Raw genomic sequence first — 14,457 nt, 5'->3', positions numbered from 1 at the left:
ATAAATTCATTTAAGAAATTAATTTTCAACAAAATAATAATATTGAAAATTAATTTTGTCAAGGATAGAATTAAATAGTAAGTTAAAATATAGTAAAGTAATTAACGAGGTGAGCAAATGAATAAAAATATTATCGATACTATATATGAAAAAATGCCTCACATGTCGCAAACTGATAAAAAAATATCAGAAGTTGTGTTGAGAAATCCTCAAAAAACAGTGGATTTCACAATTTCCGAATTATCCAAGTTAGCGCAGGTGAGCGATGCTTCTGTATCTCGTTTTTGTAAAAATTTGTCATTGTCTGGGTTTCATCAGTTGAAAGTGGAGTTAGCTAAGGCCTCACAGAATGAAGATAACTACTATAAAGAATTAGATAAAGATAATGTAGGTAATTCTATAAAAAGTATCTTGGATAATAAAATAGTAGAGATAAAGAATACAATAGAAGGAATTTCAAAAACAGAATTAAAAGAGATAATGAATATTTTGAAAAAATCTCGGATAGTGCAGTTTGCTGCTGAAGGAGATACTTATATTGTGGCTCAAGATGCAGAGTATAAATTTAATCAAATAGGTCGTTTAGCAATCTCTTCTAATATGTGGGAAAATGCCTTGGCACAGACTTTAAATATGAGCAGTCAGGATTGTATCGTGGCTATTTCTAATTCAGGGGAATCATCTAGACTGCTAAAGCAAATAGAAGAAGCTAAGAAGAAAGGAATAAAGGTTATAGCTATTACAAATCATTCTGAGTCGCCATTAGCATTGTTAGCAGACTACCATATAAAAACAACTTTCCGCCAAAGAGTATTGCAGTCTGAATATTATTTTTCGCGAGTTGCTGCTATGTCAGTAATAGAATTATTATTCCTATTGTTAATTGTTGAAGATAAACAAATGCTAGAATCTATAAAAAATCACGAAGAATTAATTGCTGTTACAAAAATATAAAAGAGGTTGGTAAAAGTCTAAAAATTAAAAAACGTCAGAAATCAAGTTTTCATAACGTGATTTCTGGCGTTTTTGATGTTGATATTTTCTATAGTTTAACTTGAAATGTTGTTTTCCCAACTTCTTTTTAGTCTATAATGAATTTTTTAAGTTGTTGTGCCATAATAGGCGTTGATTCAGCTGTTATTTTAGTACCCTCAGCAAGATAGTCAGTTTTTAAAATATTTGCTTGCTTGTTAATTATTTCTAAGTAGCGTCCCTCAGAAAATGGAATTAAGTAAGTATGAGTAACATAGTCCTGAAATAGATTTTCTTTGATTAAGTTGATTAACATTTCAATAGACTTTTTATCCTTAGCACTATAGTAAAATTGATTACCAACAGAACTTGGATAAGGTGTACTTGTTAAATCGGATTTGTTATAGGCATATATCATAGGGATATCTTTAACTCCGATTTCATCTAAAGTTTGTTTAGTTGTTTCAATCATATCTTTTGCGTGTTCATCACTACCATCAATAACTTGAATCAATAAGTCAGCTTGATTAGCTTCGGAAAGGGTAGTACGGAATGCTTTAACCAATTGGTGAGGTAAGTCGGAAACGAAACCAACAGTATCACTTAGGAAAAATTCCTTGTTATCGGGTAATTTAATTTTTCTAATAGAAGTGTCAAGAGTAGCGAAAAGCATGTCTTTTTCAAAAACTTCCTTATTAGTAGGTTGTTCCAGTAGTTTTAATAGTCCATTCATAGTAGTTGATTTTCCGGCATTTGTATAACCAACTAGAGAAACAGTTTTAATGCTAGAACGTTCTCTTGCACGACGTTGATTTTCATGCACGCTCTCTATTTCTTTGAGTTCTTTGGAAAGATTACTAATCCTTTTTTCAATAACACGTTTATTAAGTTCTAATTTTGTTTCCCCAGAACCACGGTTGGTATAACCGCCACCAGTATTACCAGCAGTTTGTTGGTCCATACGGTTGATACTAGAAGTTCTTAATCTAGGTAATTGATATTGTAATTTTGCAATTTGGACTTGGAGTTTAGCTTCTTTTGTTTGAGCTCGAGAAGCAAATATTTCTAGAATCAAGGCCGTTCTATCAATAACTTGAAGCCCAGTAATATCTTCGAGGTTACGCAATTGAGTAGGGGTTAGCTCTGCATTTACAATTAAAGTGTCAATATTATTAATTTCTCCCACATGACGAATTTCCTCAGCCTTTCCTTTACCAAAGTAAGTAGCAGCAATTGGATGCTCTAATTTTTGCTTCACAGAAACAACAACTTCCATATTATTAGCGTAGGCTAAAGATGAAAGTTCATCCATTTTATATTCGAAATTTTCATAGTCATTTTCTAAACCAGCAATAATAACAGGTAACACGTATAAGCCTCCTAAAAATTATTTCTACTATACTATAGTATAGTAGTTTTTAGAGTAAAGAAAGCCAGATGAAAATAAAAAATGAAAAAATTGAAAAAAAGTACTTGATTTGCCATCTATTTTATAATAATATAGAAAAGTACTTGTTCAAGGGGACGAGTATAGTTTAGTTGTTTATTTTTCAGCTTTGATGTGGAAGGTTGCGACACACCCGGCCGCTTTGCCACGAGTGGATCGGTAATTTCCACGGAGCTAGTCTTATTTTTAAAATAGACGAAGGAGGGAACAAGATGGCAAAACAAAAAATTCGTATTCGTTTAAAGGCATACGAACATCGCATTTTAGATCAATCCGCAGATAAGATTGTGGAAACAGCAAAGAGAACAGGTGCTACAATTTCTGGTCCTATTCCATTGCCAACAGAACGTACACTTTACACAGTGATTCGTTCACCACACAAATACAAGGATTCACGTGAACAATTCGAAATGCGTACTCACAAGCGTTTGATTGACATCGTTAATCCAACACCAAAGACAGTTGATTCATTGATGAAACTTGACTTACCTTCTGGTGTAGATATCGAAATCAAACTTTAATTATTAATTATATATAGAAAATAAAAATATTGGAGGTGTACTCATGACCACTAAAGGAATCTTAGGAAAAAAAGTAGGTATGACTCAAGTCTTTACTGAAAATGGTGAATTAGTTCCTGTAACAGTTGTTAAAGTTGATTCTAACGTTGTATTACAAGTTAAGACAATGGAAAACGACGGTTACGAAGCTATCCAATTAGGTTTTGATGACTTGCGCGAAGTTTTAACAAACAAACCTGCTAAAGGTCATGCAGCAAAAGCAAATACTACTCCTAAGCGCTTCGTTCGTGAAATTCGCGATGTTGAGCTTGGAGAATATAAAGTTGGAGACGAAGTTAAGGCAGATATTTTCGAAGCTGGAGACTTCGTGGATGTAACAGGTACGTCTAAAGGACATGGTTTCCAAGGATCTATCAAACGTAATGGTCAACATCGTGGACCTATGGCTCACGGTTCTCGTTACCATCGTCGTCCAGGTTCTATGGGTGTTATTATCAACCGTGTTATGAAGGGTAAATTACTCCCAGGACGTATGGGTGGCAACAGAGTTACGATCCAAAACTTGGAAATCGTTAAAGCTGATACAGAAAATGGCGTACTTTTGATCAAGGGTAATGTGCCAGGCGCAAACAAATCCTTAGTAACAATCAAAAGTACAGTAAAATAAATCGAGGAAGGGAGGAAATAACACATGCCAACAGTTGCATTATTCAAACAAGATGGTAACCAAAATGGTGAAGTTCAATTAAACGAAGCTATTTTTGGTATTGAACCAAACAATAATGTTGTTTTTGATGCAGTTATCATGCAACGTGCATCATTACGTCAAGGAACACATGCTGTAAAGAATAGAAGTGCAGTTCGTGGTGGTGGTAAGAAGCCATGGCGTCAAAAGGGTACAGGTCGTGCTCGTCAAGGTTCTATTCGTTCACCACAATGGGTTGGTGGTGGTACCGTATTTGGTCCAACACCTCGCTCATACAGCTACAAACTTCCACGCAAAGTTCGTCGCTTAGCTATTAAATCTGTTCTTTCTCAAAAAGTTGCAGATGAAAGCTTGGTAGTAGTTGATGCATTGAATTTTGATGCACCAAAGACAAAGGCATTTGCTGAAGTATTAAGTAACTTAAATGTAAATTCTAAAGTGTTAGTAGTTCTTGAAGATGACAATACAACTGCAGCATTAGCAGCTCGTAACTTGAAGAATGTTACAGTTATTCCTGCTAAGGGATTAAATGTATTAGACGTTATCAACAATGATAAGTTAGTCATCACTCAAGGAGCTCTTTCTCAAGTAGAGGAGGTTCTTGCATAATGGAATCACGCGATGTAATTTTACGTCCAGTTATCACAGAAGCTTCTATGGCTGAATTGGACAACAAACGTTATACATTTGACGTAGACACACGTGCAACAAAGGGTCAAATCAAAGATGCTGTTGAAGACATTTTTGAAGTTAAAGTTGCTAAAGTTAACGTTATGAATGTTAAAGGCAAAAAGAAGCGTATGGGTCGCTACGAAGGCTACACAAAGAAGCGTCGTAAGGCTATCGTTACTTTAACTGCTGAATCTAAAGAAATTAAATTATTTGAAGAATAATTCTTTGTAATAGGAGGGAAACACTGTGGGGATCAAAAAATTCAAACCAACCACTAACGGTCGTCGTAATATGACTGGTTCTGATTTTGCTGAAATCACAAAAACAAAGCCTGAAAAATCTTTGTTAGTTTCTAAGAGCAAAACAGCTGGTCGTAACGCTTATGGCCGTATCACAGTTCGTCACCGTGGTGGTGGACACAAACGTAAGTATCGTTTGATCGATTTCAAACGTGTTAAAGATAATGTACCTGCAACTGTTAAGGCAATCGAATATGATCCAAACCGTTCTGCTAACATTGCTTTGCTTGTTTATGCTGATGGTGTTAAATCATACATCCTTGCACCTAAGGGCTTGAAAGTAGGCCAAGTTGTAGAATCAGGTAAAGATGTTGATATCAAGGTAGGTAACACATTACCACTTGCAAACATTCCTGTTGGTACAGTTATTCACAATATCGAATTAAAACCAGGTAAAGGTGGACAATTAGTTCGTTCTGCTGGTACATCAGCTCAATTACTTGGTAAAGAAGGTAAGTATGCTATCATCCGTTTAACTTCTGGTGAAGTTCGCATGATTCTTGTAACTTGCCGTGCAACAATTGGTGCTGTTGGTAATGAACAACACGAATTAATCAAGGTTGGTAAAGCTGGTCGTGCTCGTTGGGCAGGCAAGCGTCCACAATCTCGTGGTTCTGTAATGAACCCTAACGATCACCCTCATGGTGGTGGTGAAGGTAAAGCTCCTGTTGGTCGTCCAAGTCCTATGTCACCATGGGGTAAGAAGACTACAGGTCTTAAGACTCGTTCTAAGAAAGCAAGATCCAATAAGTTTATCGTACGTAGCCGTAACAAGAAATAATTTAAAAGCGGCCTAATGATTATATAATCCGGAAGGAGGATTACACTTTGAGTCGTAGTTTGAAAAAAGGACCTTTTGTCGATGAACATTTGATGAAAAAGGTTGAAGCACAAGCTGATCAAGAAAAGAAGTCAGTTATTAAAACATGGTCACGTCGTTCAACAATCTTCCCAAGTTTTATTGGTTATACGATTGCAGTTTATGATGGTCGTAAGCATGTTCCAGTTTATATCCAAGAAGATATGGTTGGACATAAATTAGGTGAATTCGTGCCAACTCGTACATTCCATGGTCATGGAAATGACGACAAGAAAACTGGCGTTAGATAGTTAAGGGAGGATAAAAAATGGCTGAACAAGTTACATCAGCAAAAGCAACTGCCAAGACAGTTCGAATCCCTGCACGTAAAGCACGTCTAGTGATCGATCTTATCCGTGGTAAGAGTGTTGCTGAAGCATTTGGTATCTTGAAGTTTACTCCAAGATCAGGTGCTTACTTAATCGAAAAAGTATTAAAGTCTGCTGTTGCTAATGCAGAAAACAATTTTGACTTAGATGTTGAAGATTTGTATGTAAGCGAAGCTTTTGTAAATGAAGGACCAACTTTGAAACGCTTCCGTCCTCGTGCTAAAGGTTCCGCTTCTCCAATCAACAAACGTACAAGCCACATTACTGTTGTGGTATCAGTTAAATAAGGAGGGATAACGCGTGGGTCAAAAAGTAAATCCAACAGGTTTACGTGTCGGAATCATTCGTGATTGGGACGCAAAGTGGTACGCAGAAAAAGACTTTGCTTCTAACTTACACGAAGATTTACGCATCCGTAAGTATATCGAAAGTAAATTAGCCGACGCTTCTGTTTCTACCGTAGAAATTGAACGTGCAGCAAAACGCGTTAACATTTCAATCCATACTGCTAAACCAGGTATGGTTATTGGTAAAGGTGGATCTGAAGTTGAAAAGCTTCGTAAAGAATTAAATAACTTGACAGGTAAGAGAGTTCACATTAACATTGTTGAAATCAAGAAGCCTGATTTAGATGCAAAATTAGTTGGTGAAAGCATTGCAGAACAATTAGAAAACCGTGTTGCTTTTCGCCGTGCTATGAAGCAAGCTATTCAACGTACAATGCGTGCAGGTGCTAAGGGTATCAAAGTTCAAGTTGCAGGTCGTTTGAACGGTGCTGATATGTCCCGTGTAGAACGTTTCTCTGAAGGAACAGTTCCTTTGCACACATTGCGTGCAGATATCGATTATTCATGGGTTGAAGCTCACACTACATATGGTAAATTAGGTGTTAAGACATGGATTTACCGTGGTGAAGTTTTACCAGCAAAGAAAGAAAACAGTAAAGGAGGGAAATAATCTATGTTAGTACCAAAGCGTGTTAAGCATCGTCGTGAATTCCGTGGTAAGATGCGTGGCGAAGCTAAGGGTGGTAAAGAAGTTACTTTTGGTAAATATGGTTTGAAGGCATTAGATTCTCACTGGATCACTAACCGTCAAATCGAAGCTGCTCGTATTGCTATGACTCGTTACATGAAACGTGGTGGGAAAGTTTGGATTAAGATTTTCCCTCACAAGTCTTATACAGCTAAAGCTATTGGTGTTCGTATGGGTTCCGGGAAAGGTGCTCCAGAAGGTTGGGTAGCACCTGTAAAGCGTGGTAAAGTTTTATTTGAAATCGATGGAGTTTCTGAAGAAGTAGCTCGCGAAGCTTTACGTTTAGCTTCCCACAAGCTCCCAATTAAAACCAAGTTTGTACAACGTGAGGAAGTAGGTGGCGAATCAAATGAAGGCTAAAGAAATTAATGAATTAACCACTGCTGAAATGCTAGAAAAAGAAAAGCAATTCAAAGAAGAATTATTTAACTTACGCTTCCAATTAGCTACCGGTCAATTAGAAAATACTGCTCGCTTAAAAGAAGTACGTAAGAATATTGCACGTATCAAGACTGCATTACGTCAACAAGAATTAAATAAATAGAATACGAAAAAGGAGGCTAATCGCGCATGAGTGAAAGTCGTAACCAACGCAAAGTCTATCAAGGACGTGTCGTTTCTGACAAGATGGATAAAACTATCACAGTTGTTGTTGAAACTTACAAGAATCACAAAGTTTACGGCAAACGTGTTAAGTATTCCAAGAAATTTAAAGCACATGACGAAAACAACGAAGCAAAAGTTGGCGATATCGTCAAAATTATGGAAACTCGCCCATTGTCAGCTACAAAACGTTTCCGTTTATTAGAAATCGTTGAAAAAGCAGTTATTTTGTAATAAATAACATTTGCACTGATTCGTATTCTGATCTAATAACGAAAGGAGGACACATACTGTGATCCAACAAGAGAGTCGTTTAAAAGTCGCTGATAACTCCGGTGCTCGTGAAATTTTAGTTATTAAGATTTTGGGTGGTTCCCGTGTAAAGACTGCAAATATCGGTGACATCATTGTTGCTACTGTTAAACAAGCAACACCAGGTGGCGTTGTCAAAAAAGGTGATGTTGTAAAAGCTGTTGTTGTTCGTACTAAGTATGGTACACACCGTCCAGATGGCTCATACATCAAGTTTGACGAAAATGCTGCTGTAATTATTGGTGAAGATAAATCACCTAAGGGTACACGTATTTTTGGGCCTGTTGCTCGTGAATTACGTGACGGAAACTTCATGAAGATCGTTTCCTTAGCACCTGAAGTATTATAATCAATTATCGTCAGCAAGGAGGTGCGAAGTAATAATGTTCATTAAGAAAAATGATAAAGTTAAAGTGATCGCTGGTAAGGATAAAGGCAAGGAAGGTACAGTAGAAAAAGTATTTCCTGCTCAAGACCGTGTGATCGTTAAAGGCATCAATATCGTTAAGAAACACCAAAAACCAACTAACGCAAATCCAAATGGTGGGATTGTTGAAGTTGAAGCACCAATCCACGTTTCTAACGTTATGTTGATTGATCCTTCTAACAATGAAGCTACTCGTGTAGGCTTTAAAGTAGTTGACGGTAAGAAAGTCCGTGTTTCTAAAAAATCAGGTGAAATTCTATAGTAAGGAAAGGAGGATACTTTCTTCATGGTTAACCGTTTAAAAGAAAAATATGATAATGAGATCGTTCCATCTTTGATGGAAAAATTCAATTACACATCAATCATGCAAGCACCAAAGGTTGATAAGATTGTTATCAACATGGGTGTTGGTGATGCTGTAAGTAACGCAAAGCGTTTAGATGAAGCTGTTGATGAATTAACTTTGATTGCAGGTCAAAAGCCTGTTATTACAAAAGCTAAGAAATCTATCGCTGGTTTCCGTTTACGTGAAGGTATGGCTATTGGTGCTAAAGTTACATTACGTGGTCAACGTATGTACGAATTCTTAGATAAATTAGTATCCGTATCACTACCTCGTGTTCGTGACTTCCATGGTGTAAGCAAGCGTGCCTTTGATGGTCGTGGTAACTACACATTGGGTATTCGTGAACAATTAATCTTCCCTGAAATTGATTTTGATGATGTTAACAAAGTTCGCGGTATGGACATTGTTATCGTTACAACAGCTAATACAGACGAAGAATCAAGAGAATTATTAACACAACTTGGAATGCCATTCGCTAAATAAGGGGGTTTCACATTGGCTAAAAAGTCGCAAATTGCAAAGAATAAACGTCCTGCAAAGTTCTCAACACAAGAATATACACGTTGTGAACGTTGTGGCCGTCCACATTCTGTATACCGTAAATTTAAGTTATGCCGTGTTTGCCTGCGTGATCTTGCTCATAAGGGTCAAATCCCTGGCATGAAGAAAGCTAGCTGGTAATCCATAAAAGATAAGCAAAGGAGGCAAACGAACAATGGTCATGACTGATCCTATTGCAGATTTCTTAACACGTATTCGTAATGCTAACATGGCAAAACACGAATCATTAGAAGTTCCTGCATCAAAAATCAAACGTGACATTGCTGAAATCCTTAAGAATGAAGGATTTGTACGTGATGTTGAATATATCGATGATGACAAACAAGGCATCATTAGAGTATTTTTGAAGTATGGTAAGGGTAATGAAAGAGTTATTTCTGGTATCCGTCGTATTTCAAAACCAGGTTTACGTTCATATGTAAAAGCAGATGCTGTTCCTAAGGTTTTAAACGGTTTAGGAATTGCTATCTTATCCACTTCTGAAGGTGTTATCACTGATAAAGAAGCTCGTGCCAAGAAAATTGGTGGCGAAGTAATAGCTTACATTTGGTAATAAATAATAAAACGTAAGGAGGTGCCTAATCCGTGAGTCGTATTGGTTATAAAGTAGTTAACTTACCAGAAGGTGTTGAAGTAAAACAAGATGGTAATGTAGTAACAGTCAAGGGACCTAAAGGTGAATTGACACGTGAATTTTCTGACAAAATTACTATTAAAGTAGAAGGAAATGAAGTTTCTTTCGAACGTTCAGCAGAAGATAACAAAACAAAAGCTTTACATGGTACAACACGTTCAAACTTCCATAACATGGTAGTTGGTGTATCTGAAGGTTTCAAGAAGGAACTTGAACTTCGTGGTGTTGGTTATCGTGCACAAATGAAGGGTAAAACATTAGTATTGAATGTTGGTTACTCTCATCCTGTAGAATTTGAAGAAGAAGAAGGTATTACATTCGAAACACCTTCTGCAACTTCAATTATTGTATCAGGTATCAACAAGGAAGAAGTTGGCGATTGCGCAGCTCGTATTCGTGCAACTCGTGCACCTGAACCTTACAAGGGTAAAGGTATTCGCTATGTTGGCGAATATGTACGTCGTAAGGAAGGTAAGACAGGTAAATAATGCAGCATAATTTGCTGAATAAATAAATCTAAGAGGTGAAAATTGTGATTTCAAAACCAGACAAGAATAAGACACGTCAAAAACGTCATGCACGTGTCCGTGGTAAAATCTCTGGTACTGCTGAGTGCCCACGCTTAAATGTTTATCGTTCAAACAAAAACATCTACGCTCAAGTTATTGATGACGTAGCGGGTGTGACGCTAGTTAGTGCCTCTACTTTAGACAGTGAAGTAAGTGGCAACACAAAGACAGAACAAGCTAGTTCTGTAGGTGCTGTTGTTGCTAAACGTGCTGTAGAAAAAGGTATCAAAGAAGTTGTATTTGACCGTGGCGGATACCTATATCATGGTCGTGTACAAGCTTTGGCTGAAGCTGCACGCGAAAATGGTTTGGACTTTTAGGAAAAGGAGGAAATAACGTTTATGGCTTTTATTGATCCAGCTCAATTAGATTTAGAAGATCGCGTTGTTGCGATTAACCGTATCACTAAAGTTGTAAAAGGTGGACGTCGTCTACGTTTTGCTGCTTTGGTTGTTGTTGGTGACCACAACGGCCACGTAGGTTTTGGTACTGGTAAAGCTCAAGAAGTACCAGAAGCTATTCGTAAGGCTGTTGACGCTGCTCGTAAGAACTTAATCGAAGTTCCTACTGTTGGAACGACACTTCCTCACGAAGTTATTGGTCAATACAGTGGTAGTCGTATTATGTTGAAACCAGCTATTGCCGGTTCCGGAGTTGCAGCAGGTGGTGCTGTTCGTGCCGTTATGGAACTTGCAGGTATTGCTGATGTTACAAGTAAATCATTAGGTTCAAATACACCAGTTAATGTTGTACGTGCTACATTTGATGGTTTAGTAAATATGAAGGACGCTGAAAGTGTCGCAAAATTACGCGGCGTTTCCGTTCAACATTTAGCAGAATAAGGAGGACATATTCATGGATAAATTAAAAGTTACTTTAATTCGTTCTGTCATTGGACGTCCTCAAAACCAACGCGATATCGTAAAAGGCTTAGGTCTTGGTCGAGTAAATAGCTCTGTTGTTGTTCCTGACAATGCAGCTATGCGTGGTGCAATTAGAAAAATCAATCATTTAGTGGACGTTGAATTGGCTAAATAGTCTATTTTATAAATTAACAAGGAGGTGCCAACCTAATGAAATTACATGAATTGAAACCTGCTGAAGGTTCACGCCAAGTACGTAATCGTGTTGGTCGTGGTACTTCATCTGGTAATGGTAAGACTGCTGGTCGTGGTCAAAAAGGTCAAAAGGCTCGCGGTAAGGTACGTTTAGGTTTTGAAGGTGGACAAATGCCATTGTTCCGTCGTATGCCAAAACGTGGTTTCAAGAACATCAATCGTAAAGAATATGCTATTGTAAACTTGGAAACTTTAAATAAATTTGAAGATGGTGCAGAAGTAACACCTGCATTATTAGTAGAATCTGGTATCATTAAAGATGAAAAAGATGGTATCAAAGTACTTGGCAATGGTACATTGAACAAGCAATTGACTGTAAAGGCAAGCAAGTTCTCTGCATCTGCTAAGGAAGCAATCGAATCTAAAGGCGGTAAAGCTGAGGTGATTTAATAATGCTTAAGACAATGAAGAACGCCTTAGCTGTAAAAGAGATTCGAAAAAAAATCTTATTTACCTTAGGTGTCTTGATTGTATTTCGCTTAGGCACTTATATCACTGTCCCTGGGATCAACGCTAAAGCTCTGCAAAGCGTTGCATCTTCAGGGTTAATTAATATGTTGAATATTTTTAGTGGTGGTGGTTTAACTAACTTCTCACTATTTGCTATGGGTGTTTCTCCATATATTACTGCGCAAATTGTTGTTCAGTTATTACAAATGGATATTGTTCCTAGATTTGTTGAATGGAGTAAACAAGGTGAAGTAGGGCGTAGAAAGTTAAATCAAGTAACTAGATATTTAACTATTGTGCTTGCGTTTGTACAATCAATCGCAATCACTGCTGGTTTTAATGCTTTGAGTAGCTTAAACCTTGTAACTAACCCAAGTGTTAAAACATTTGTAGTTGTAGGAATTGTTTTAACTGGTGGAACTATGTTTACTACATGGTTGGGTGACATGATAACTGATAGAGGTTTGGGAAACGGAATCTCTATGATTATCATGGCTGGTATTTTATCTCGTGTTCCAGATGGAATTGTACAGATTTATAAAGATCAGTTCTCAGGTGTTACTGGTAGTGATTTATGGGAACCAATATTATATGTAGTTATTTTATTGATTGTTATTTTAATAATCGTTACGTTTGTTACGTATGTTGAACAAGCAAGCTATAAAATTCCTATTCAATATACTAGAAGATTGGCTGGAGCAACTGAAAATTCTTATTTACCATTGAAAGTTAATGTTGCTGGGGTTATTCCTGTTATTTTTGCTAGTTCATTTATTTCAGCACCTCAAACAATACTATTAGCTTTCACACAGAACCACTCTGAAGATACATGGTATAAGATTATGACAAGCATTTTTAATATGCAATCTACTCCAGGTATGATTCTTTACACAGTTTTAATTGTAGTATTTACTTTCTTCTATGCATTTGTTCAAGTTAACCCAGAAAAACTTTCTGAAAACTTGCAAAAACAAGGAAGTTACATACCTAGTGTATGGCCAGGAAAAGAAACTGAAAGATATGTATCAAGATTATTGATGCGTCTTAGTTCAGTAGGCTCATTGTATCTAGGCCTTATTTCATTAATTCCTTTAGTTGCATCCGCAGTTTGGGGATTGGATGAATCAATCGGACTAGGTGGTACTAGTTTATTGATTGTTGTTGGTGTTACAATTCAAACAATTAATCAATTAAATGGTATGATGATGAAACAAGAATACGTAGGCTTTATACGTGAATAAGAACTGAAAAGGTCAGAGAGATATTTTATATCTTTCTGACCTTTTGTATATTAAAAAAATAAGTTATAATTAACAAGTACAATTTAGGAGGTAATTATAATGGCAATGAATTTAATGTTGATGGGGTTACCAGGAGCTGGTAAAGGAACACAAGCTGAAAGAATCGTTGATGAATATAAGATTCCACATATTTCTACTGGTGATATTTTCCGCGCTGCTATGAAGAATGAAACTCCAATGGGATTAGAAGCTAAGAAATATATCAACAAAGGTGAATTAGTTCCAGATGAAGTAACAAACGGAATTGTAAAAGAACGTTTGACACAAGATGATACTAATGTAGGTTTTTTATTAGATGGATTCCCAAGAAATATGGCTCAAGCAGAAGCATTAACTGAAATGGGAAAAGAATTAGGAAAAGAATTAAACGGTGTTATCAATATTCATGTTGATCCTGAATCATTAATGGAAAGATTAACAGGTAGATATATTTGCCGTAATTGTGGTGCTACATATCATAAAGTATTTAATCCAACTAAAGTAGAAGGTACATGTGATCGTTGTGGTGAACACGAATTTTACCAACGTGATGATGACAAGCCAGAAACAGTTAAGAACCGTTTGGATGTAAATATCAAGATGAATACACCATTACTTGATTACTATAAAGAAAATGGTTTATTACATGAAGTTGATGGCAATCAAGATATTGACAAAGTATTTGCTGATATTAAGGCAATTTTAGATAACTTGAAATAAATTTTAAAAGGATGCAAATATTTTTGCATTCTTTTTTAATTATTTCTTGAATTAGTTAGGTATATGTGATATTATAATTCAGGTTTATCTTTTCAATAGGCTCAGTTTGCCTTTAAATAGGCAAATGAACTTGCGGAAAAAGGTGGGACTCCAAAGAAAGCTTCTCACATTTTTACGTGTAAAGTTTTAAAACCAATTAAGGAGGTACTTTTGCATGGCGAAAGATGATGTGATTGAAATTGAAGGCACGATTAAAGAAACGTTGCCTAATGCGATGTTCAAGGTTGAACTCGAAAACGGACATGAAATTCTAGCACATGTTTCCGGTAAAATTAGAATGCACTATATTCGTATCTTGCCTGGAGATAAAGTGACAGTTGAAATGTCCCCTTACGATTTAACTAAGGGACGCATTACCTATCGCTTTAAATAGATTGTACTTCGAGAATATATTAGGAGGTATAATTAATGAAAGTAAGACCATCAGTTAAACCAATGTGTGAACACTGTAAAGTAATTAAGCGTAAAGGTCGCGTTATGGTTATTTGCAGTAATCCAAAGCACAAACAACGTCAAGGATAATAATTAATTAGGAGG

The 14,457-nt window shown here is 36.5% G+C and carries 27 protein-coding genes; 26 read left to right on the top strand and 1 reads right to left on the bottom strand.

Annotated features, from left to right (window positions below; translation table 11 throughout):
• The first annotated feature begins 117 nt into the window (after positions 1–117).
• A complete protein-coding gene (locus tag PTA89_RS07285) occupies positions 118–954 on the top strand; it encodes a MurR/RpiR family transcriptional regulator (RefSeq protein WP_201896995.1) in 837 nt (278 codons plus the stop codon).
• 127 nt (positions 955–1,081) lie between these two features.
• Here the strand turns inward: PTA89_RS07285 and hflX are convergent, their stop codons facing one another.
• Positions 1,082–2,341, bottom strand: coding sequence for a GTPase HflX (gene hflX / locus PTA89_RS07280; protein ID WP_201896994.1), 1,260 nt, complete (start codon positions 2,339–2,341; stop codon positions 1,082–1,084).
• 290 nt (positions 2,342–2,631) lie between these two features.
• Here hflX and rpsJ point away from each other — a divergent pair, with 290 nt between their 5' ends.
• From rpsJ to rpmJ, 25 genes are all read left to right on the top strand, one after another.
• Entirely contained in the window at positions 2,632–2,940 is a 309-nt protein-coding gene (rpsJ, locus tag PTA89_RS07275) for a 30S ribosomal protein S10 (RefSeq protein ID WP_004563872.1), read from the top strand.
• Positions 2,941–2,983: 43 nt separating this feature from the next.
• Positions 2,984–3,607: a 50S ribosomal protein L3 gene (rplC, locus tag PTA89_RS07270; protein WP_003701302.1), complete on the top strand. Its 624-nt coding sequence runs from the start codon at positions 2,984–2,986 to the stop codon at positions 3,605–3,607.
• 24 nt (positions 3,608–3,631) lie between these two features.
• The gene (gene rplD / locus PTA89_RS07265) at positions 3,632–4,255 is read left to right on the top strand and encodes a 50S ribosomal protein L4 (protein WP_003701303.1); all 624 of its coding nucleotides are present in this window, start codon (positions 3,632–3,634) and stop codon (positions 4,253–4,255) included.
• Positions 4,255–4,539 (top strand): 50S ribosomal protein L23, encoded by a 285-nt coding sequence (gene rplW / locus PTA89_RS07260; protein ID WP_003709690.1) that lies wholly within the window; start codon positions 4,255–4,257, stop codon positions 4,537–4,539. Before rplD ends, rplW begins: the two co-directional genes overlap by 1 nt.
• A 25-nt stretch (positions 4,540–4,564) precedes the next feature.
• Positions 4,565–5,398, top strand: coding sequence for a 50S ribosomal protein L2 (gene rplB, locus PTA89_RS07255; protein WP_003701306.1), 834 nt, complete (start codon positions 4,565–4,567; stop codon positions 5,396–5,398).
• Between the two features lie 47 nt (positions 5,399–5,445).
• Positions 5,446–5,727 (top strand): 30S ribosomal protein S19, encoded by a 282-nt coding sequence (gene rpsS, locus PTA89_RS07250; RefSeq protein ID WP_003705314.1) that lies wholly within the window; start codon positions 5,446–5,448, stop codon positions 5,725–5,727.
• A gap of 17 nt (positions 5,728–5,744) precedes the next feature.
• Positions 5,745–6,092: a 50S ribosomal protein L22 gene (rplV, locus tag PTA89_RS07245; RefSeq protein WP_003701308.1), complete on the top strand. Its 348-nt coding sequence runs from the start codon at positions 5,745–5,747 to the stop codon at positions 6,090–6,092.
• A gap of 13 nt (positions 6,093–6,105) precedes the next feature.
• On the top strand, positions 6,106–6,762 hold the full coding sequence (rpsC, locus tag PTA89_RS07240) for a 30S ribosomal protein S3 (protein WP_003701310.1): 657 nt from the start codon (positions 6,106–6,108) through the stop codon (positions 6,760–6,762).
• A 3-nt stretch (positions 6,763–6,765) separates the two neighbouring features.
• On the top strand, positions 6,766–7,200 hold the full coding sequence (rplP, locus tag PTA89_RS07235; RefSeq protein ID WP_003705312.1) for a 50S ribosomal protein L16: 435 nt from the start codon (positions 6,766–6,768) through the stop codon (positions 7,198–7,200).
• Positions 7,190–7,384, top strand: coding sequence for a 50S ribosomal protein L29 (rpmC, locus tag PTA89_RS07230; RefSeq protein WP_003701313.1), 195 nt, complete (start codon positions 7,190–7,192; stop codon positions 7,382–7,384). The genes rplP and rpmC overlap by 11 nt, the downstream gene beginning before the upstream one ends.
• Positions 7,385–7,410: 26 nt before the next feature.
• Positions 7,411–7,677: a 30S ribosomal protein S17 gene (gene rpsQ / locus PTA89_RS07225; RefSeq protein WP_003701314.1), complete on the top strand. Its 267-nt coding sequence runs from the start codon at positions 7,411–7,413 to the stop codon at positions 7,675–7,677.
• A gap of 58 nt (positions 7,678–7,735) precedes the next feature.
• The gene (rplN, locus tag PTA89_RS07220) at positions 7,736–8,104 is read left to right on the top strand and encodes a 50S ribosomal protein L14 (RefSeq protein WP_003701315.1); all 369 of its coding nucleotides are present in this window, start codon (positions 7,736–7,738) and stop codon (positions 8,102–8,104) included.
• A 34-nt stretch (positions 8,105–8,138) separates the two neighbouring features.
• Positions 8,139–8,444 carry a 50S ribosomal protein L24 gene (rplX, locus tag PTA89_RS07215; protein WP_003701316.1) on the top strand — a complete coding sequence of 102 codons (306 nt, stop codon included), beginning with the start codon at positions 8,139–8,141 and terminating at the stop codon, positions 8,442–8,444.
• Positions 8,445–8,468: 24 nt separating this feature from the next.
• Positions 8,469–9,011: a 50S ribosomal protein L5 gene (gene rplE, locus PTA89_RS07210; protein WP_003701318.1), complete on the top strand. Its 543-nt coding sequence runs from the start codon at positions 8,469–8,471 to the stop codon at positions 9,009–9,011.
• A 12-nt stretch (positions 9,012–9,023) separates the two neighbouring features.
• Positions 9,024–9,209: a type Z 30S ribosomal protein S14 gene (locus PTA89_RS07205; protein WP_003701320.1), complete on the top strand. Its 186-nt coding sequence runs from the start codon at positions 9,024–9,026 to the stop codon at positions 9,207–9,209.
• A gap of 34 nt (positions 9,210–9,243) precedes the next feature.
• Positions 9,244–9,642 carry a 30S ribosomal protein S8 gene (rpsH, locus tag PTA89_RS07200; RefSeq protein WP_003701322.1) on the top strand — a complete coding sequence of 133 codons (399 nt, stop codon included), beginning with the start codon at positions 9,244–9,246 and terminating at the stop codon, positions 9,640–9,642.
• Positions 9,643–9,674: 32 nt separating this feature from the next.
• Complete coding sequence (rplF, locus tag PTA89_RS07195) at positions 9,675–10,211, top strand: 50S ribosomal protein L6 (RefSeq protein ID WP_003701323.1); 537 nt, start codon at positions 9,675–9,677, stop codon at positions 10,209–10,211.
• Positions 10,212–10,246: 35 nt separating this feature from the next.
• Positions 10,247–10,612: a 50S ribosomal protein L18 gene (rplR, locus tag PTA89_RS07190; RefSeq protein WP_003701325.1), complete on the top strand. Its 366-nt coding sequence runs from the start codon at positions 10,247–10,249 to the stop codon at positions 10,610–10,612.
• A 21-nt stretch (positions 10,613–10,633) separates the two neighbouring features.
• Positions 10,634–11,134 (top strand): 30S ribosomal protein S5, encoded by a 501-nt coding sequence (gene rpsE / locus PTA89_RS07185; protein WP_003701326.1) that lies wholly within the window; start codon positions 10,634–10,636, stop codon positions 11,132–11,134.
• A gap of 13 nt (positions 11,135–11,147) precedes the next feature.
• Positions 11,148–11,330, top strand: a complete 183-nt coding sequence (rpmD, locus tag PTA89_RS07180) for a 50S ribosomal protein L30 (RefSeq protein ID WP_003701327.1) — start codon at positions 11,148–11,150, stop codon at positions 11,328–11,330.
• 35 nt (positions 11,331–11,365) lie between these two features.
• Entirely contained in the window at positions 11,366–11,800 is a 435-nt protein-coding gene (gene rplO / locus PTA89_RS07175) for a 50S ribosomal protein L15 (RefSeq protein WP_003701328.1), read from the top strand.
• 2 nt (positions 11,801–11,802) lie between these two features.
• Positions 11,803–13,101 (top strand): preprotein translocase subunit SecY, encoded by a 1,299-nt coding sequence (gene secY / locus PTA89_RS07170; protein ID WP_003701329.1) that lies wholly within the window; start codon positions 11,803–11,805, stop codon positions 13,099–13,101.
• Between the two features lie 99 nt (positions 13,102–13,200).
• Entirely contained in the window at positions 13,201–13,860 is a 660-nt protein-coding gene (locus PTA89_RS07165; protein WP_003701331.1) for an adenylate kinase, read from the top strand.
• Positions 13,861–14,074: 214 nt separating this feature from the next.
• Positions 14,075–14,293 (top strand): translation initiation factor IF-1, encoded by a 219-nt coding sequence (gene infA / locus PTA89_RS07160; protein WP_003689399.1) that lies wholly within the window; start codon positions 14,075–14,077, stop codon positions 14,291–14,293.
• A gap of 35 nt (positions 14,294–14,328) precedes the next feature.
• A complete protein-coding gene (gene rpmJ, locus PTA89_RS07155) occupies positions 14,329–14,442 on the top strand; it encodes a 50S ribosomal protein L36 (RefSeq protein ID WP_003689393.1) in 114 nt (37 codons plus the stop codon).
• The last annotated feature ends 15 nt before the right edge of the window (positions 14,443–14,457 follow it).

Origin of the sequence: Ligilactobacillus salivarius (genome assembly GCF_035231985.1) — a bacterium.
Lineage (GTDB): Bacteria > Bacillota > Bacilli > Lactobacillales > Lactobacillaceae > Ligilactobacillus > Ligilactobacillus salivarius.
Note: the sequence above shows the minus strand (reverse complement) of the source record. Positions and strands in the feature narration are given on the sequence as shown.